Raw genomic sequence first — 19,054 nt, 5'->3', positions numbered from 1 at the left:
ATGGCCAATAAACAAAAAAACAGAGAGAAGTCTCTCTGCTTTATAGGATTCAGCATGATTTTAGTATTCAAATACAACACTAAATCCCTACTGATTTCTGTTTCGCTCCCTATTTCAATTCAAATTTCAATTCTGAAGTTGGGCGAACCAAACCACGTTCGTGAAGTGTTTCTGCGATTTGGACTGAGTTCCAAGCGGCACCTTTAAGGAGGTTATCTGAAACAACCCACATGTGGATACCTTTTTCAGCATCCAAGTCTTTACGGATACGTCCGACGAATGTATCTCGTGAACCTACAGCATTAACGGCTTGTGGGTAGACTTGGTTAGCAACGTCGTCTTCAAGGACTGCACCTGGGAATTCTGCAATAGCAGCTTTCACTTCGTCAATTGGTGCCACTTCTTTTGTTTCAATGTAAACTGACTCTGAGTGAGCTGACAAGACTGGAATACGCACACATGTTGCTGATACAGCAATGCTATCGTCTTCCATGATTTTCTTAGTTTCGTTTGTCATCTTCATTTCTTCGTAAGTGTAGTCATTTTCAGTGAAGACGTCAATTTGAGCTAAGGCGTTGAAGGCGATTGGGAAGTGTTTCTTATCGCCACCACATGGCAAGATTTCAGCTTTAACATCACGTGGGTTAACACCGTCATTCAAAACTTCTTTCAACTCACGTTGTGTTTCAAGGATTGCTCCCATACCAGCACCTGATACGGCTTGGTAAGTTGACACGATGATACGGTCCAAGCCCCATTTTTGACGAACTGGCTCAAGAGCAACCATCATTTGAATCGTTGAACAGTTAGGGCAAGCGATAATACCGTTGTGAGCATCAAGCGCATGTGCATTGACCTCAGGTACAACCAATGGTACATCTGGGTTTTGACGGAAGTATGATGTATTATCAACGACTACTGCACCTGCTTTAACGGCGTATGGTGCATATTTAGCAGAGGTAGATCCACCAGCTGAGAAAAGTGCAATATCTACACCTTCAAATGCGTCTTCAGTCGTTTCTTCGATGGTCACATCTTGTCCTTTAAATTGCAAGACTTTCCCTGCAGAACGTGCAGACGCAAGGTAGCGAATTTTATCGATTGGAAGTGTTGATTCTTCCAACATTTTGATCATTTGAGCACCAACGGCACCTGTAGCACCGACAACAGCAACTGTGTATCCCATAGTAAAACCTCTTTCGGAATTTTCTATCAATTTAGTTTAGTGAATCTATTATACTACGTTTAAGCCCAGTTGAAAAGGGTTAAAACGCCAAGAATAAAGAAAATCCCCTACCAAATGGTAAGGGATAAGAGGCATCTTTCGATGAGAGTAGCAGGTTCACACAACTACTCAAGGTCCGCTCCTGCGTTACAATTTAATGTAGACCTCCTCAGCGCAAAAGGCTCTAAAGAGCCAATCGACTCATCGCATGTTTCTATTCTAGCATAATGAACGACAGAGTCAAGCTCTTGATTTCTATAAATACTTACTTGCCTCACGAATGCTAAGAGATGCCATTTGACTAGCATGTTGATCAATAAAAGCCCGAACCCAATCAGGATTTACCTTCGAGTAATTGCGCAAACTCCAACCGATAGCCTTATTAATGAAAAACTCCGTCTGCCCAAAGTTGTTACAGATAACCTCTGCTAGGAGATCAGTATCTGTCAAATCTTTACGCATAAGCTGGTGGTCAATGGCAATACGTCTTAACCAAAAATCCTCATCAAGACTCCATTTGCGCATGATATTCTTGGTTTCTGGATAGTGAAAAGTAATCTCTCCGATGATAAGGTCCAATTGATCTATACTGTCCCACCATGATTTGGTTTGAGCCAATTCCTTTAGCTTTGAAAAATCTTCAGGTCTAAGCTCCTTCTTCTTTTTATCCAGATAATCCATAGCAATATATTGAAACTCACGGTAAGGTTGCTGCCAACACTCTTCCACAAAAGTCCAATCAATTGGATTTTTTATGAAAGGCTTAAAAAACTCTCTTTCAATCTTTTTGAGAATTGGTTTTTGAACGCCAAGAAAGCTAAATTTATTTTTCATATAAGCTTCCATTGCTAGGACTTTCGTTGGATCAGCTTGGTCTTCTAACAATTTCAAAAGAATTTTTGTATCCATATGATTCCTCTTTTTTACATCAAAGGTCCAATCAAAGAAAAGAGATAGCCACCTAGACGATGAGCCATAGGCATTTTAGACAAACTTTCCAGAGTGACTTCCTCTGAGAGAGCCTGGGTTTTCTCAAAATCTTGTTCAATCTTAATCACTTCCAGATTTTTGTAGAGATAAACCCCGTCTTCAAAATTTTGATAGAGACTTCGATAGTCTGTATTAATGGTTCCTACAACAGCTTGTTGACCATCAGAAACATAAACTTTAGCATGGACAAAGCCTGGGGTATAGCGGAAAATACGGACGCCAGCATCCAAGAGGGCTTTAAAATAGGTCGTCGCAATATCAAAGGCATACTGTTTATCTGGAATCCCTGGCATAATGATACGAACATCAACACCTCATCTGGCCGCAAAGGTCATGGCTCGAACCAATTCATCATCCAAAATCAAATAAGGCGTCATGATATAGACATAATTAGTTGATGTATTCAGAAGATGTAAATAAACATTTTCTGCAACCTTGTGGTAGGTCAGTGGCGAATTGCCATAAGGGAGTACAAAGCCCGAACTCTTTCTTTGTTGAGGTTTTTCTTGTAGATAGTGCTCCATATCCCTTTTATCTTCTATTCCAGTCACTGTCCACATGGTCAAAAAGAGAGCTTTTAGCGTTTGAACTGCTGAACCATCTAATCGAATGGCCGTGTCCTTCCAATGACCAAAGCGTTCTCGTTTATTGACATACTCATCAGCGATATTAACCCCACCAGTATAAGCAACTTGACCATCAATTACTGTGATTTTTCGATGGTCTCGGTAATTGTAATAGGTTGATAGAATGGGCTTGACTGGTGAAAAGGCCTGGGCTTTAATACCAACCTTGTGCAACCGCTCGATATAATCGTAGGACAAGGTAGTCATCTCATTCATCCCATCAAACATGACACGAACGTCCAGACCTGCCTTGGCCTTCTCCTCTAAAATGGCTAAAATCTCACCCCACATGATCCCTTCGTCAATGATGAAATATTCCATGAAGATATAACGCTCCGCCTTTTTCAAATCCTCTAATAAGGCTGGTAGCATGTCATCTCCAAGTGGAAAATAGGTAACCTCTGTGTTTCTGTAGATAGGAAACTGTGCTGGACTATGCTCCAGAAAATAGGATAATTTCTGTAATTGGCGATCACTTTGGGATAAATAATCAGCAACTTCTGGATCGGTGCTTAAATGGTCGGATGCCTGCACTGTAGCATCCTCAAGTCGTTTCTTCAAGCGTCTCACACCCAAATCAGCCAGTGAAAAATAAAGCAGAGCCGTCCCAAAAATTGGAAAGAGGGCAATGATAATCACCCAGGACAGTTTGGAACGAGAATCCATGGAACGATTGAGCAAGTAAAAGAAGGTAAAGACACTCAATAGGTGTTCCCATAAGATAATGGATGGGAAATGCTCTTGTAGGCTAAGATATGAAAAGACAAGAAAGGCCAATTCCAGTAAGAAGAACAGGAGGATGGGAACCTTTCGGTTAAGTAGAATTTTGGCCCATCTAGAGGGCTTTTGGGGTAACAGTCTAGCACTTTGTTCTTGAGTCATATAGGCTCCTTTCGTGTAGGGGAGACCATTACAACTTTCCGGTCTCTTTCAGTAATTTTATTAGTATCATTTTAGCCTATGAAAAAGGCAGGGATAATTAGCCATTGCGATTATGATTGGCGTGATTTCTACTTTATTTTCCTAACAGGGCCGTCTATTGTCTTTTGCATCCAGACGATATCATGCCATTTGTTGAACTTATAGCCAATCTTTGGGAAATGAGCGACTTGGACATAGCCCCTCTTTTCATGCATGGAAATGCTCGCTTCGTTCGGAACTGCGATACAAGCCAGAAAGCGTAAGTAGCCACGTGCTTGCAACTCCTCTTCTAAGGCCGTATAAAGGGCCGATCCAATCCCTTGTCCACGCGCTTCTTTTGCTACATAAATAGACAATTCAGTGGTCCAATCATAGGCAGCGCGAGCATAATAGGTTGAGGCATAAGCATAGCCTAGAACTTGGCCATTCTCTTCTGCTACTAAATAGGGGTATTTTTCAAGCGTCTTGCTAATGCGTTTTTCAAACTCTTGAACACTGGGAACTTCATATTCAAAGGTAATAGCTGTCTTCTCGACATAGGGTGCATAAATAGCCTGAATAGCTTGTGCATCTGACAAGCTAGCTGAACGAATGGTTAACATCATTTTCTCCTTCGACTTCATTATCTTTATTTTAAACTATAAAAAAAGAGGGCTCAACCCTCTTATAACAAGTCTTGTCACTACATCAATGGCGCAACTAATCTGGTCAATAAGCCCAAGCACTTCTGGTGAAATGGTCGATTTTTAACATCAGCCATGCTGACTCGATGACACTTGGCCATTGTCGCTTGGAAATCTTCCTCAATACCAACCACTGATGACGTCCTGTAAAGATAGGTCGCACACTCAAAGTGGTGATAAAGACTACGATAATCTAAATTAATCGTTCCAACAACAGCCCTGCTATTGTCACTCACAAAGACCTTGGCATGAACAAATCCAGGTGTGTACTCGTAGATTTTTACGCCGGATGCCAAAAGTGTTGGGTAGTAAGTCTTAGCGAGGTAGTAAGCTGACTTTTTATCAGGAATACCAGGCATGATGATACTGACGTCTACCCCACGCTCAGCCGCAAACTTCAAAGCATGCAGTAACTCACCATCTAAAATAAGATAAGGTGTCATGATATGAACAAAATCACGCGCATGGTTTAGGATATCAATATAAACATTCTCACCAACCTTATCCTTATCAAGTGGAATATCCCCGTAAGGGACAACAAAACCAGGAGTATCAAAGGCCTCATGCTCAACCATATAGGGTGTCACATCCAGTGTTTCATGAGAGTAAGTCCACATCTGAAGGAAGAGGACTAAGAAAGTATCGACTGCTGGCCCCTCAACCATAAGTGCAGTATCTTTCCAATGGCCAAAACGCTCAATTTTGTTGATATACTCATCAGCTAGATTAACCCCACCTGTAAAAGCAACCTTACCATCAATCAGCAAGATTTTTCTATGGTCACGGTAGTTGTAATAGGTAGACAAGAAAGGCGTTACAGAGGCAAAAACACGAGATTGAATCCCAATTCTCTCCAAACGTTTCTTATAGTCGAAACTCAAGGTTGAAAATTCATTCATTCCGTCATATAGGACTCGCACTTCCACCCCTTCTTGAACCTTCTGTTTCAAGATGGCTAGGATTTCACCCCACATCTCACCTTCGTCAATAATGAAATATTCCAAGAAAATGTACTTCTCCGCTTTAAGGAGTTGCTTCTTCATTTCCTCAAACTTGGCTTCACCACTTGGAAAATAGGTCGTCTTCGTGTGACGATAGACAGGAAAATGCCCATTCACATTTTCAAGATATTGGACCAAGTTATAGTTGCTCGTGTGACGTTGCTTAAGCTCTTCCAGGCCCTGATCATCCTGTTTCAATATGCCAGAACTACGGTCAATATTGCTCTGAATCGCACGTTTCATCCCTGTATAGCCCAAATCTAGTTTGGTATAGGCTAGGAGTAAGGTTCCGATAATAGGGAAAGGTAAGACAATCAGCAGCCAAGTATTAACAGCCGTTGATTCCATATCACTTTGGAAGAGATAGATGATGGCCAGAATACGAAGGACCACTTCTGTTACTTGCAAGTGCACCCTATACTGACTCAGCCACAAGTATGACATGGCCACAACAACAAGCTGTAGTAAGATGATTAGGAAGATAATCGTAGCACGACTAAAGATACCTCGAAGAAAGCCACGACGCCCCCTATCATAAAGACGTTCAATTTTAGCTTCGTTTTTGATAGCAGGACTCCTTTCCCTTTTTAATTATTCTTATTATAACAAAAAAATGGCTTAATGAATTTAAGTTTCTTTAATTGTTATCTTCGCTTAACTTATCCAATAGAGCCTGAGCTACTTTTTCTGGAATGCCAAGTGCTTGGATATCCTCAACGGTAGCTTTTTGGATAGCTGTCATAGACTTGAAGTGTTTGAGGAGTTTTTGTTTGCGCTTAGGTCCAAGCCCTTCCACGCCATCAAGTTTGGAACTGAAACTATTTTTACTACGAACTTGACGGTGGAAGGTGATGGCAAAGCGGTGAACTTCATCTTGGATACGGTGAAGAAGGAAAAATTCCTCGGATTGCCGTGGCAAATCAATGACTTGCAAGGGGTCCCCAAAGAGCAATTCGTTGGTTTGGTGCTTGTCATTTTTCTGAAGCCCCGCAACTGGGATTGAGAGATTCAATTCATTGCGCAGGACATCCTTGGCCACATTAACCTGCCCTTGACCACCATCCATGATAATAAGGTCTGGTGGCGTTAGCCCATCGCGTTTGACACGACTATAACGACGACGAATGACCTCACGCATGCTGGCATAATCGTCAGGCCCTTCAACCGTCTTAATCTTGTATTTGCGGTACTCTTTTTTATTGGGTTTGCCATTCTCAAAGACGACCATGGCAGAGACAGGACTCGTTCCCATGATGTTTGAGTTATCGAAGGACTCGATGCGAACAGGTGTCGGAATTCCCATGAGTTTGCCTAGATTTTCAATGGCTCCTTGTGTCTTGGCTATATCTTTTTCAAGGAGATCAAATTTTTGAGTCAGACTGACACGGGCATTTTTCGTCGCCAGATTCACCAACTGCTTCTTCTCTCCACGTTGGGGTTTAAAGACCTTGACCTCATCTCCAACTAGAGCTTCGACAGAATCTTGATCAATGTCTCCTGGAATGAAAATCTCCCTAGGCTTAAGATGACGACTATCCAGATAAAACTGACCCATATAGGTTAGAAAATCTTCCTCAGCATCATTATAATAAGGGAACATATTGACATCACGCTGAATGAGTTTTCCTTGGCGAACAAAGAAAACCTGAACACACATCCAACCCTTGTCCACGTAGTAACCGAAGATATCACGGTCCTGCATGTCCTGACGGATAACCCTTTGCTTGGTCCTGAGCGTCGACACCGCCTCAATCAAATCGCGATACTCCGCAGCACGCTCAAACTCCATCTGGTCAGACATATCCTTCATCTTGGCCTTAAGCTGATTAACGATTTTATCATCATGGCCGTTTAGGAAATTCTTGACATCCTCAACCAAACCTTGCCAATAGTCCTCAGTGGTGTGACAGATGGTATGGGCATTACATTGGCCAATATGGTAATAGAAACAGACCTTGTTGGCGGGATTTTTACATTTCTTAAAGGGGAAAATACGGTCCAACAGCTTCTTGATTTCATTGGCTGCACCAGAGTCTGGGTAAGGGCCGAAATAAAGACCACCATCCTTTTTGACCTGGCGAGTAATCAAGAGCCTTGGATAGAGCTCCTTGGTAATCTTGATAAAAGGGTAAGATTTATCATCCTTGAGGCGAATGTTAAATTTAGGCATATTCTCTTGGATGAGGTTAATTTCCAAAAGCAGGGCCTCGATATTAGACTCGGTTACAATAAATTCAAAGTCTGCAATCTCAGATACCAAAAGCTCCGTCTTGGTATCATGACTTCCACGAAAATAGCTACGCACACGATTTTTTAGATTTTTAGCCTTACCGACATAAATAATATTGCCGAATTTGTCCTTGTGGAGATAGCACCCCGGGTTGCTTGGGAGCAGTTCCAACTTATGTTTAATCAGATCATTCATGCTTTCATTGTAGCAAAAAAAGAGCTAAAAAGCTCTTCGGAATCATGGCTATCATAGCTTTACTTGGACAAAATCTTCAGGATTTCCTCATAACTTTTGACTTGATAGGTTGGAACAGCTGGAGTCTCATTGACTAGGTTACTTGGATTGAACCAGACACTATCAATGCCCGCATTATTACCACCCTGGATATCAGCAGTTAGACTGTCACCAATCATGAGAGCTGAGCTTGGGTGAAAATCATGGACCTGATTGGCAATTTTATCAAAAAAGTCTGTAGACGGTTTGTGGGCCCCCACCTCATCAGAGATGAAAACATCGTCGAAGAAAGGTAAAATACTTGAAGCCTGAAGGCGACCACGTTGGATAAAACTAACACCATTAGTTGCTGCATAAATCTTGTGGCCACGGTCTTTGATATCCGCTAAAAAAGCATGAGCCTGAGGAAGTTCCTGCCCCTGTTGACTCAAAAAATGTTGGTAACGGCCAGCTAAGTGACTGCCATCTACTTCTTTTCCAAAGTGCTCAAAGAGACGTGAAAAGCGCGTGCGAAGTAATTCAGGTTTTGTAATCAAACCATGGTTGAGGTCTTCCCACATGGCACGATTCATAGGAATATAGTGGTCTTTATAAACCTTGAGCTCTTGGGATGCCACACCAGCCTCTTCTAGAAGGAAAGTTAAGGCCAAATCTTCAGCACGGTCAAAATCTAGGAGAGTATGATCGAGGTCGAAAAGTAAATGGGTGTAGGTCATGGTATATCCTTTCTGACAGTTAAATCATCAGGGTTTATTTTACCATAATCTAGCTATATATAAACAAAGAAACACAAAAGGACGACCCATAGTCCGTCCTCTCTGATTTATGAAAAATAAGTATTGCTTACTTAATAGACTATCATTATATCCATTAAAGCTTAAAGAAACCTTAAAATAGGGTATTTTTTTATCAAATCAAAAGACTAGAGTACGATTTATCACACCTACAAGATAACTATCAAGGCGAAGTTGGGTTCGATGATATCGAAAAGAATCAGAAAAAACTCCAGCTTAGAAATACTAAGTTGGAGCTAGAGAATATTATTCGTGATAAGCAGAGACGTCTAAAACTATTGGATATCAATATCGAATTTGGTTTATATCCAACCGAATCGGATTTAACAGAACTTCAGCAATACTTCCCCGATACTAATCTCAAGAAATTATATGAAGTTGAAGCCTACCACAAAAAGTTGGCAACTATTTTAGATTCTGAATTCTCAACCGAATGTGAATCCCTAGTAGGTGAGATTGACGAATTAGAGAGTCAATTAGCAACTCTAAACCAAGATCTTCAAGAACTAGAAAGCATCCCAAATCTTTCAACTGAGTTCTTAGAAAACTACTCTAAACTAACAGCAACGGTCAATGCACTCAAAGAGCAAAACGAAGCTTATCTGAAAGAATCAGCTTTGTCAAAAGAAAAGGGCTCTATAATTTCTGTAGTGGGTAAAACTACTGTAGAGATTATAGAGCTTTTTGAATGCAGACAAAAAGTACCATAAGAACTATAATGAAAAGCAACCAAACCATCATTAAGAAGAACTTATGAGACTTATTAAGAATTCCACAGAATTAATCGGAATTAAAGACCCTAACATCATTATTTCTCTTGTTTTTGAAACTGATACTCATATCGAGATTCATGCAAAACTGGATTACCCTGCACCACCATGCCCTCATTGCCAAGGAAAGATGATCAAATATGACTTTCAAAAATCTTCTAAAATCCCTCTGCTCGAACAAGCTGGAACTCCAACACTACTACGCCTGAAAAAACGTCGCTTCCAGTGTAAAAATTGTAGGAAAGTCATGGTAGCTGAGACATCAATCGTTGAGAAAAACCACCAAATCTCCAACCTTGTCTGACAAAAGAAAAGGTTGCTCAACTTCTAACTGAGAAGGTATCACTAACGGATATTGCCAGAAGACTTCGTATAGCGACGTCCACTGTTTACCGTAAACTTGACCAGTTTACTTTCAAGGAACATTATGACAAACTCCCAGCTGTTATGTCCTGGGATGAGTTTGCTTTCAAGAAAGGTGAACTCGCTTTTGTGGCTCAAAACTATGAGACCAACAAACTCATAACTATCCTTGATAATCGCCGTCAAACCACTATTCGAAACTACTTTTTGAAGTATCCTTTGAAAGTACGCCAAAAGGTACGGTTTATAACGATGGATATGTCAGGAGCCTATATGCCACTAGCTCGAAGGCTTTTCCTAAATGCCGAAATCATTATTGATCGTTTCCACATCATCCAGCACCTTGGTCGAGCCTTTTTAAAGACGAAAATTGCCATTATGAACCAGTTTGATAAGAAGTCGCTACCTTATCGAGCTTTAAAAAATCACTGGAGACTCTTCCAAAAGGACAGCCGTAAGTTATCTTGTAACTCATTTCACTCGAAGACCTTTTGTCAAACCTTAAGTCCACATGAAGTCGTTGAGAAGACACTGAATTTCTCAGAAGAACTCGCCAATTATTATCACCTCTATCAGCTTTTGCTTTTTCACTTTCAGGAAAAAAGAGTGGATGAGTTTTTTTGAGTTAATGGAGGAGAATATAAGCAAGGTCAATCACTACTTCAAAACTGTCTTTAGAACCTTTCTTAGACACATACAATACATCAAAAACGCACTAGAAACACATTACTCAAATGCAAAATTGGAGGGGACCAATAAGCTTATCAAAGACATTAAACGTCTAGGCTTCGGTTTTAGAAACTTTATTAACTTTAGGAAGCGTATTTTCATCATTCTGAACATAAAAAAAGAGAAGACCTATCAGGTCCTCTCTAGATGTTAGCTTTTCGTCACCCACTACAGTTGACAAAGAGCCAAGAAAAGTCAGAAGCAGACTCTGACTTGAAGCGTAGTACCGAGGATATTCTAATAGAGTTAGAAGGAAAAATCAATGCTAAAATGCGAGAGTTCAATAATATCCTTTACCCAGATATTCATAAAGCTCCTCAAATTAACCTAAAAGCTAACAACAGCTACTCCTTCCATACTCCAGATGATGATGGTACAGGAACTAAGTTCAAAGGAATGATATTGTACGATTTATCAATACTCTATCTAACTCAGCTTCCAGCACTTGCCCACGATTCATTACTCTTAAGTAATATCAGTTACCAAGCAACCGAAGCCCTGTTGAAGCTATATGACCAATCAAAATCACTAAATAAGCAGGTGTTCTTAGCTTTCGATAAAGCAAACTCATACTCTCCAGAAGCTAATCAACTCTTATTAGAAAATACGGTATTGCGACTCTCTAGTAACGGAAATGAACTCTACGGTATTTCATGGAACAAAGGAGAAAACTCAGATGAAGTTTAGCTACAATAAATTATGGGAGTTGCTAATTGATAAAGGATGGACTAAGTCGGAACTCAGACATAAAGCAGGAATTAGCTCTTCCACTATCGCAAAGTTAGGAAAGGGAGAGAATTTCACAACCACGGTCCTCTTAAGAAATTGCATAGCATTTGATTATGAAATTGATGAAATATTAGAAATAGTTTCTGATTAATTTTAAGCGACCAATAACCAAGTATTTTTATCTTTACACCTAGTTACTGGTCGCTTACTGTTATCTTCTATCATACAGTTTTTCTATATAGACAGTTGACGTTACAAGAATGATTGAGAATGTTACCAAATAGAACACTGCACTGTTAACTGCTCCCAGACTTACTTCCTTATTCCAAAGCATAATCGCAAATCTATTCAATTGGTAATACGGTGTCATTTTTATGAAGTTCATCGTTTTATCTGACAAAATAGTATAGGGCATGATAATTCCTAAGGCAAATAAAGAAAAACCAAAAACCGAAATTTGTAATGGACTAGCAATCATTGAACTACTGATTAAATTAAAAATAAAGTGAGCAATGATATTTGAACAAATACTAGTTAAAACAATTATTGGCACACTGATAAGAATTTTCCAAAATGAAGTAGAAAAGTCAAAGAAAACAATTGCTTCTATTATCAGAATAATTGTAAGCGGAATGGATAAAATAATGGTTTGAACAATATCCGAAGCGTATGATTCAATCTTTTTTTGATTGGTTAAAAGGATTCTCTTATATAGCTGTTTCTCTCTTTTTTGAACCAAATTCATTCCTATCGTAAATATTGAAATTGCAATATTGCCAATTACAATGTATATTGGAAGATACCAATCAACATATGACTGATTTTCAAATTTTAACTGATATAAATTGTTATTTTTACCAAAAAAATAAAAACAAAAAACTGGAATAAAATATGTTGTCACGTATAAAAAAGGGGTTCGAGAAAAAACTAATAATTTAAAATAAGTCTGTTTTAAAATTCTATTTAACAATGTTGCCCTCCATCTTCAAGTAATAGTCTTCTAAACTATCAACTTTTTCAAATTTTAATAAATTAGGTACTGAGTCAAAAGCCTTGATTTTACCACCATCAATATATATTATTTTTTTTGCGTAATTCTCTAATTCATACATATCATGAGTAGACAATAGGATTAGCACATTATTTTCTTGGACTATCATCTGTAAGACTTTCCAAAAGTCCCTCCTATACATGGGATCTAAGCCAGTTGTAGGTTCATCAAGTAGAATTAGTTTAGGCTTATTCATACAGGTTACAGCAATTCTTACCCGTTGTTTCAACCCACCTGAAAGTTGACGTATTAACTTATTTTTATGTTCATATAGATTAAATATTTTTAACAACTCATCATTTGTATAAAACCCAGATTTATTTTGATAAAAAGATCTAAAATAGTTGAAGGTTTCAACAACCGTTAACTTTTCTTCCAATGATTCATTTTGAAATAGAATTCCGATTTCTTGCCTAAATCTATTAAAATTTTTCTTTTGAGAAATCTGATTGAAATCAATTTCCCCCTCAAAACGACTCCCCCTAATCGTAGAAATAACTTCTAATAATGTTGATTTTCCCGCGCCATTTGCCCCAATCAGTCCATAAACTCCAGAATCAAATATTTCAAGAGATATATCTTTTAAAACTTTATTTTTTCCATACGAAAAATTTAACTTAGAAATTTTCAGCATAAATCCTCCTATCTTATTTAAAAATTATTTTCAGAATAACCATTTAAACTTTCATATTCAATGACTATCCGATTATTTAGTAGTGTACTATATTCATTCGATAATAAGTAAACAAAATTATTACTAATAAATTGTATCTCTTTAACTAGAATTCCTAATACTAAATATATAGCATGTATTGGTATAACACTAAAACAACTATCTGTTGAAATCATACTCAGTACCTCCTCTTTCTCATCAAAAGAGATAATATTATTTATTAATGGTCCTAGACGCACAGAAGTATTAGTCCAGTCAATAAATATCAAGAACGCATCAGAATTAATGGTATTCAATACCTTCATATAGTCAGCTTTTTTAAAATTTCCACAAAATAAAAACAAATTGTAGCTGGTGTTCTGGACACTATATAGCTCGTCAAAATGAACTATTTTAATTCCTAATTCATCAGATAATGATTCAAAATATACAGAAAATATTTCATGCTCACAGACAAGACATATATCAATGTTTTCTAATTTTGATTGCGCATTATCTTTTATAAATTTTCTCTTAATGCGTTTTAATCCCTCATAGTATATACTTTCGTATTCCTGAATTGTCATATCTTTTAAATCCAATTCTTCAAAATATTTATTTCCTATTTGCGTTAATAAGAAACTTATTAAACTATTATTCTTTACTTTTTTCAAATCAATACCAAAGTATAAATCCTCAATATTTTCGACTAAACTGTCCTCCCTTACTCTACAAGCCCATACAATTTTATTATTAATAAAATCGTATATTCCCAACTCATTACCAATAATTTCAATAAAAAAATCTGCTTTCAATCTAATTAATTTCATCCTACACCTAAAAAATATATGACTGTCTCATTTATTTTATCAATTTCTAAAAATTTATTTAACTTATCTTCAAAAAATCCACCTATAGGTATGCAATTTTTGTTAAAAATAGTAGACATTAACATAATGTTTTGAGCAATATGCCCAGCCTCAAGTAATGTCAGTCTATATTGTAACAAACCATATCTAGTGTCCGTTTTTAAATTACTTGCAAGAAAAATAATAAAATCAGCATTTTTGAAAGATTTATTAGAATATTTAAAAGAAGTAAACGAATCAATATCATATTCATCAATCTTTTTTACACAGCAAAGTACGTCCTTACTATATAGCGTACGAAATTCATATAGCCCTTTTTCAAGCCCAGCTACATTATTATTTAAAATGTATATTTTAATTGGATATAGAGCACCACCAGATGGGTAATTTCTCTTATTAACTAAATTACCATAATCATCAACAGTTGTAATACTCGTTCCTACTGCATTTTTTATAAACTTTAAAAAATCATGTAAATTTAGATATTCATCACTAAATTCCCAAGAGCTTCTTCTTTTAAAAAAAATATCAATAATGGGTGCATCAATTTCAACATTTGGTAACTCCATCTGGAAAGCATATTTCAAGAAATTTGGAGTATATTTATAAAAAAGTTTCGGATTTTGTAAAGAAACGAGATGTTCTGCTTGCTTTGATGAGTTATGAAACTTCGTTATCTTTTCAACCGAAGTAAAATAGTCAACATTTCTACTAAAATCCCATCTCATATTTTTTCTCCTGAATATGTTTCTTTTAGATACTGATAGATAGTATATTCAACAGGAGGAGTGACGCCTAATCTGTTGAAATTCATATGTATTATTGAAATGATTATGCTTTTTAAATAATTGCGATTAGGTACTCTTGTTTTTATTATTAATAATAATCGAGTTAAGTCATCCACTAAATTAGTTGGTAAAATTATTTTTTGAGCTAAATTAAGTTCATTAGAAAACTTTCTTTCAACATTGTCTTCAAATTTTTTCCAATAATAAATTCCTTCTGAGATAACTTCTTTAAAGTTCTCTTCAATTATTTCTATGCACTTCAATAGAAAAGCAATTCCAGAAATTATTGAAAGATCTTTACCAATATTTCTTGATTTATTCATAGTCATCAAAGTAAAATAACTAGATATTTGGAATATAACCTCACAATAAGGAATGACATTCTCCCCACCATACCTATCTATCTCTGGTTCATATAGGAATTCTTCTACACTTCCATTGTTATACCACGGTAATTGTTCTGTATTTACTGGAGAGCCATCAAATTGACTAGCTGCATAAAAGATCTCTTTATTCAACAAGTTTGAGAATCGATTTTGATTGATCCAATTATGCACTTCCTCCTCTATTTCTTTAAACACTTTCCTGTTTCCTTTTATACGCAATCTAATATGCGGACCGCCCTCCCAATACCTAATAAAGAACCATTGAGCCATATTTCCACTATTCATTTTATTGTAAATCACCTCATAAATATATAACAAAAAATCATCCTGCATATTTTTTTCATGAATAAAGATATGAAGTGCAAACCACTTTTCCGCCATAAACTCCCCCCATATTATAATTTTAATACTCAAAAATCACCGTAGATCTACAGTTATATTATCATAAATAGTGTTTCCAATACACGCAGTATAAATTAATTCTGTTTCGAAAATTTCTTTAAAGAAATTTTCGTTATTATTTTTTATTGGTCGACAGAAATAATAGAATTGAGACATAAACAAACATATCTCCTGCATTATTCCTCCGGCTTCAAAATGAATTAAATGATAACTGTCTGGTGTGTCTAGGTCGTCTATATCAAAAGTTAACCAAATAATAAAATCAAGTGAATCTAAAGTTATTCCTGTTTTATACATAAAAAGAAATTTATCTAATTGTAGTTCCGAAAAATCACCACCTAATTGTTTAACTTTTCCGTGTGAAATTCGATAGCAACTACAATCATTAATGCTAAAGACATAAAGCTTAATTCTTTCCATATGTAAAGAGATACAAAAATCTATAATTTGATTTTTTTTATTTTTCCAATCAAACGATACAAAACCAGATAAGCCAATAGGATTATGGGCAGATGTTCTATTATACTGTAAATCTTTAAAAAAATCCTCGGATATTCTTAAAAAGAATGGATTCGATGAAATTGGCAATATACTTGGAAACTTGCTTCTATGTGTCAACCTATAAATTTCAAAGGTATCTGGGAAGTACTTTTGAAACATTGAGGTTGTGACACTTAGATTTAACGTTTCTTTGCAAAAATCCAAATAATCATTTTTTTCTTTAGCATCAATCACCATTACAGCTAGTGCGAAATTATCATCCAAGAACAAACTATTTAATTGATATTCATCCTCTCCTAAAGTTGTAATAATCTTATAATCAATATCTTTTCTATCAAGCAATAGTGCCATATGCTTTATTATGTGACCACAATCAAGTAGAGTTAACTGATAAAAAAATTCTCCGTAAATTGGTGCTAATATATTGAAATCAAATGAAAAAACAACAACCGTCTTAGCCTCTATCAAATTCTCTCTAAAGATATTAAGTGTATCTCCTTCAAAACATCGTAAATTTACCAAAGAGTTACTATAATTATCGAATTCCGAAATAAAATATTTTCCGCCCTGTTGTAAAATGAAGTGCAACAAAAACTCTAAGCAGGCTTAGCCTGCTAACTCATGACAGAAAAGAACGTTCGGCTTATAATGAAGGTGAACAATACCAATCCGTTGTCTTTAATAGGGCTTTGCCTAGCCTGTAACAAAAACTGGATGAACAAGAGTCATGAGATAACTCGAATATGCCTTGAGCATGAAAATATCTTACTAATAGCCTCTTGTTCTATTGTTCAATAGTTAACAGGAGGTTTTTGTAATGGAAGTTATGATTGAAACTTGTTGTGGAATTGATGTCCACCAAAAGTCTATCGTTTGTTGTATTCTAGATGGTCCACTAGAAACCAATAAACCTAAAAAAATTTGGTACAACAACTATAGCTCTCCAAAATGCCTTAGCTTGGATATTGGAAAATCACGTCACACATGTCTTTTTTGAAAGCACTGGCCAATATTGGGTGCTGCTCTTTAATATATTTTCAGACTCAGAGCTCAATTTGATATTAGCTAACCCCCAACATATCAAGAATGTGCCTGGTCGAAAAACAGACATGAAAGATGCCGAATGGATTGCACAGCTCGGACGTTGTGGACTTATTGAGCCATCTTATATTCCTAGTCCTGAAGTGATGCAGTTACGTTTACTCACTCGTAGATTACGTTCTTACAAACAACGTCAAACACAAATAAAGAATGAGATTCATAACCTCTTACAACGTGCTAATATCAAGCTAACCAGTTATCTTTCTGATATTTTTTCTAAGACAAAGCAAGCACTTTTAAAATTATTCATTAACAGAGAAACAATTGATGTAGAATCTGTTATCCCTTGTATCCAAAAGCGAGTGAAAGCAAGTCCAGAAGAACTCGTTGAAGGGATGGAAGGAAAGTTGTCACTAGAAAACCGCTTTCTCTTAGACCAGAGTTTAGAGGAATGTCAGATGTATCAGGAACTCATTGAAAAGGAGTTCCCCTGAGGAAAATAGGATACTTTAAACCATTCCCGGTGTGAATGAAAACTGTGCTGCCACTATTCTATCTGAGATTGGACCAACTGTTACAGCCTTTTTATCCGATGCACACTTAGCATCATGGGCTGGACTCTGCCCAGGGTCTTATGAAAGTGCTGGCATTAAAAAATCCTCACACATCACGCAAGGAAATCGCTATATCAAACAGGCTTTGACTATGTCGGGATTGATTGCAGCACATTCTAAGGATCCAGCTTTTTCTTCTTTTTACAATCGAATTTCCCAAAGAGGAAGTAAGATGAAAGCCGTCATTGCTTGCGCACATAAGCTGCTTCGTATCATTTACAAAATTCTCGCAACACACCAAGAATACGACAAAGAAAAAGTGCTAGGACTGAGGCAACAGTTCTAACACCAAAAATTTAAAAAATCTCAATTACAGTATAGCACAAGAAGAGTTTTTGCGCTATTTTTGATGTTTTTTTCAAATAAAAAGACATGTTCATCTGATATACTAAAGTTGCGAAAAACGGAATAAAGGAAGATGAACATGTCTACTAATTCTTCAACCACAAATCAATCATACAAGCACTTATCTGAAGCTGAGCGAGGGGAAATTGAAGCTTATTTAAGCATAGGACTCAAACCTGCTGAGATTGCTCGTAGACTAGGGAGAAATCGCTCTACTATTACTCGTGAAATTAATCGTGGTTCCATAACACAAGTGAAAAAAGTAAATGGGCAAAAGGTCTATTACCAACACTATTATGCAGATGCTGCTCATAACCGTTATCGTCATGCTAGAGAAGCCAGCTATTATCTGAAACTGGATTCTGTATTGGATGACTTTCTGAGAGCATTTACAGAAGCAATGAGAGAGAAACCAAGGGTGCATAGCGTGGATACCTTTGTTCATACCTATAGACTCCAACATGTAGATGCAGTTGTTCCTTCAACCAAGATGCTCTATAACTATATCAATCAAGGATTGTTAAAGATTAAGGTCATTGATTTGCCAAGAGCAGTGCGGATCCGTAAGAATTTTACCAAGCGCCCCTCTACCAAGAAACATCTAGGAAAGTCAATTGAAGAAAGACCAGAAGAAATCAATAATCGTTCCCGTTTTAGAGATTGGGAAATCGATTCTGTTATGGGTGGAAAAACAATAGGAGAACCTTCTATTCTGACCTTGGTAGAACGAGAAACACGCTATGCTGTCACAAAGAAACTCGTGGAAAAGAAAGCAGAGTATGTCAATCAAGCAGTCTTAGAGTGTATGAAACTTTATCCTATTAAGGCCATAACTGCAGATAATGGAAACGAATTTTCATCATTGAGTAAGATAGAGGGATTAGATGTTTATTTTGCACATGCCTATTCATCTTATGAACGAGGTACAAATGAGAATTTCAATGGACTACTAAGAGAGTTCATTCCGAAGGGGTGTTCGTTAAAAGAACTAAATCAGAATCTTTTAGAGGACTATACAAAGTCTATCAATGAAAGACCTAGACGAATTCATGGCTATCAGTCCGCAAAAAAGCTGTTTGAGCTAACTCAAACAGCTTGAAAGATACTCAC

17 protein-coding genes and 4 pseudogenes are annotated in these 19,054 nt (G+C 36.9%); 8 read left to right on the top strand and 13 right to left on the bottom strand.

Annotated features, from left to right (window positions below; translation table 11 throughout):
• Positions 1 to 109: 109 nt before the first annotated feature.
• The 7 genes and pseudogenes from V471_RS06775 to V471_RS06745 form a co-directional block, all read right to left on the bottom strand.
• Entirely contained in the window at positions 110 to 1,186 is a 1,077-nt protein-coding gene (locus V471_RS06775; protein ID WP_003096845.1) for an aspartate-semialdehyde dehydrogenase, read from the bottom strand.
• Positions 1,187 to 1,480: 294 nt separating this feature from the next.
• A complete protein-coding gene (locus V471_RS06770; RefSeq protein WP_084871323.1) occupies positions 1,481 to 2,134 on the bottom strand; it encodes a DNA alkylation repair protein in 654 nt (217 codons plus the stop codon).
• Between the two features lie 14 nt (positions 2,135 to 2,148).
• A pseudogene (gene cls, locus V471_RS06765) lies at positions 2,149 to 3,723 on the bottom strand (cardiolipin synthase).
• Positions 3,724 to 3,851: 128 nt separating this feature from the next.
• A complete protein-coding gene (locus V471_RS06760) occupies positions 3,852 to 4,364 on the bottom strand; it encodes a GNAT family N-acetyltransferase (protein ID WP_084871322.1) in 513 nt (170 codons plus the stop codon).
• A gap of 80 nt (positions 4,365 to 4,444) precedes the next feature.
• Positions 4,445 to 5,995 carry a cardiolipin synthase gene (cls, locus tag V471_RS06755; protein ID WP_172453862.1) on the bottom strand — a complete coding sequence of 517 codons (1,551 nt, stop codon included), beginning with the start codon at positions 5,993 to 5,995 and terminating at the stop codon, positions 4,445 to 4,447.
• A gap of 88 nt (positions 5,996 to 6,083) precedes the next feature.
• Positions 6,084 to 7,871: an excinuclease ABC subunit UvrC gene (gene uvrC / locus V471_RS06750; RefSeq protein ID WP_084871320.1), complete on the bottom strand. Its 1,788-nt coding sequence runs from the start codon at positions 7,869 to 7,871 to the stop codon at positions 6,084 to 6,086.
• A gap of 59 nt (positions 7,872 to 7,930) precedes the next feature.
• The gene (locus V471_RS06745) at positions 7,931 to 8,626 is read right to left on the bottom strand and encodes a YjjG family noncanonical pyrimidine nucleotidase (protein WP_084871319.1); all 696 of its coding nucleotides are present in this window, start codon (positions 8,624 to 8,626) and stop codon (positions 7,931 to 7,933) included.
• Between the two features lie 194 nt (positions 8,627 to 8,820).
• Between V471_RS06745 and V471_RS06740 the strand changes: the two are divergent.
• The 4 genes and pseudogenes from V471_RS06740 to V471_RS06725 form a co-directional block, all read left to right on the top strand.
• Positions 8,821 to 9,381, top strand: a pseudogene (locus V471_RS06740) (DUF2326 domain-containing protein); the annotation flags it as partial.
• Between the two features lie 76 nt (positions 9,382 to 9,457).
• A pseudogene (locus V471_RS06735) lies at positions 9,458 to 10,713 on the top strand (ISL3 family transposase).
• A gap of 36 nt (positions 10,714 to 10,749) precedes the next feature.
• Positions 10,750 to 11,253 (top strand): annotated as a pseudogene (locus V471_RS06730) (DUF2326 domain-containing protein); the annotation flags it as partial.
• A complete protein-coding gene (locus V471_RS06725; protein ID WP_084871318.1) occupies positions 11,243 to 11,446 on the top strand; it encodes a helix-turn-helix domain-containing protein in 204 nt (67 codons plus the stop codon). The pseudogene V471_RS06730 and the gene V471_RS06725, both read left to right, overlap by 11 nt.
• A gap of 60 nt (positions 11,447 to 11,506) precedes the next feature.
• Here V471_RS06725 and V471_RS06720 read toward each other — a convergent pair whose 3' ends face one another.
• The 6 genes from V471_RS06720 to V471_RS06695 are packed head-to-tail and all read right to left on the bottom strand — an operon-like array spanning position 11,507 to position 16,466.
• The gene (locus V471_RS06720; protein ID WP_084871317.1) at positions 11,507 to 12,265 is read right to left on the bottom strand and encodes an ABC transporter permease; all 759 of its coding nucleotides are present in this window, start codon (positions 12,263 to 12,265) and stop codon (positions 11,507 to 11,509) included.
• Complete coding sequence (locus tag V471_RS06715) at positions 12,255 to 12,980, bottom strand: ABC transporter ATP-binding protein (protein ID WP_084871316.1); 726 nt, start codon at positions 12,978 to 12,980, stop codon at positions 12,255 to 12,257. The genes V471_RS06720 and V471_RS06715 overlap by 11 nt, the downstream gene beginning before the upstream one ends.
• A 17-nt stretch (positions 12,981 to 12,997) precedes the next feature.
• Positions 12,998 to 13,828 carry a hypothetical protein gene (locus V471_RS06710; RefSeq protein ID WP_084871315.1) on the bottom strand — a complete coding sequence of 277 codons (831 nt, stop codon included), beginning with the start codon at positions 13,826 to 13,828 and terminating at the stop codon, positions 12,998 to 13,000.
• Positions 13,825 to 14,595 carry a SagB/ThcOx family dehydrogenase gene (locus tag V471_RS06705; protein ID WP_084871314.1) on the bottom strand — a complete coding sequence of 257 codons (771 nt, stop codon included), beginning with the start codon at positions 14,593 to 14,595 and terminating at the stop codon, positions 13,825 to 13,827. The genes V471_RS06710 and V471_RS06705 overlap by 4 nt, the downstream gene beginning before the upstream one ends.
• On the bottom strand, positions 14,592 to 15,422 hold the full coding sequence (locus tag V471_RS06700) for a thiopeptide-type bacteriocin biosynthesis protein (protein WP_084871313.1): 831 nt from the start codon (positions 15,420 to 15,422) through the stop codon (positions 14,592 to 14,594). Before V471_RS06700 ends, V471_RS06705 begins: the two co-directional genes overlap by 4 nt.
• A gap of 36 nt (positions 15,423 to 15,458) precedes the next feature.
• On the bottom strand, positions 15,459 to 16,466 hold the full coding sequence (locus tag V471_RS06695) for a nitroreductase family protein (RefSeq protein ID WP_157108261.1): 1,008 nt from the start codon (positions 16,464 to 16,466) through the stop codon (positions 15,459 to 15,461).
• 295 nt (positions 16,467 to 16,761) lie between these two features.
• Between V471_RS06695 and V471_RS10960 the strand changes: the two genes are divergently transcribed.
• From V471_RS10960 to V471_RS06680, 4 genes are all read left to right on the top strand, one after another.
• On the top strand, positions 16,762 to 16,941 hold the full coding sequence (locus tag V471_RS10960) for a hypothetical protein (RefSeq protein WP_145959540.1): 180 nt from the start codon (positions 16,762 to 16,764) through the stop codon (positions 16,939 to 16,941).
• The gene (locus V471_RS11220) at positions 16,910 to 17,479 is read left to right on the top strand and encodes an IS110 family transposase (protein WP_231910688.1); all 570 of its coding nucleotides are present in this window, start codon (positions 16,910 to 16,912) and stop codon (positions 17,477 to 17,479) included. The genes V471_RS10960 and V471_RS11220 overlap by 32 nt, the downstream gene beginning before the upstream one ends.
• 31 nt (positions 17,480 to 17,510) lie before the next feature.
• On the top strand, positions 17,511 to 17,885 hold the full coding sequence (locus tag V471_RS06685; RefSeq protein WP_172453852.1) for a transposase: 375 nt from the start codon (positions 17,511 to 17,513) through the stop codon (positions 17,883 to 17,885).
• Positions 17,886 to 18,023: 138 nt separating this feature from the next.
• Positions 18,024 to 19,043 (top strand): IS30 family transposase, encoded by a 1,020-nt coding sequence (locus V471_RS06680; RefSeq protein ID WP_198166462.1) that lies wholly within the window; start codon positions 18,024 to 18,026, stop codon positions 19,041 to 19,043.
• The last annotated feature ends 11 nt before the right edge of the window (positions 19,044 to 19,054 follow it).

It is taken from the genome of Streptococcus salivarius (genome assembly GCF_002094975.1).
In the GTDB taxonomy this organism is placed as follows: domain Bacteria; phylum Bacillota; class Bacilli; order Lactobacillales; family Streptococcaceae; genus Streptococcus; species Streptococcus salivarius_D.
The sequence above is the reverse complement of the archived record's forward strand: the minus strand, read 5'-3'. Positions and strand labels throughout refer to the sequence as shown.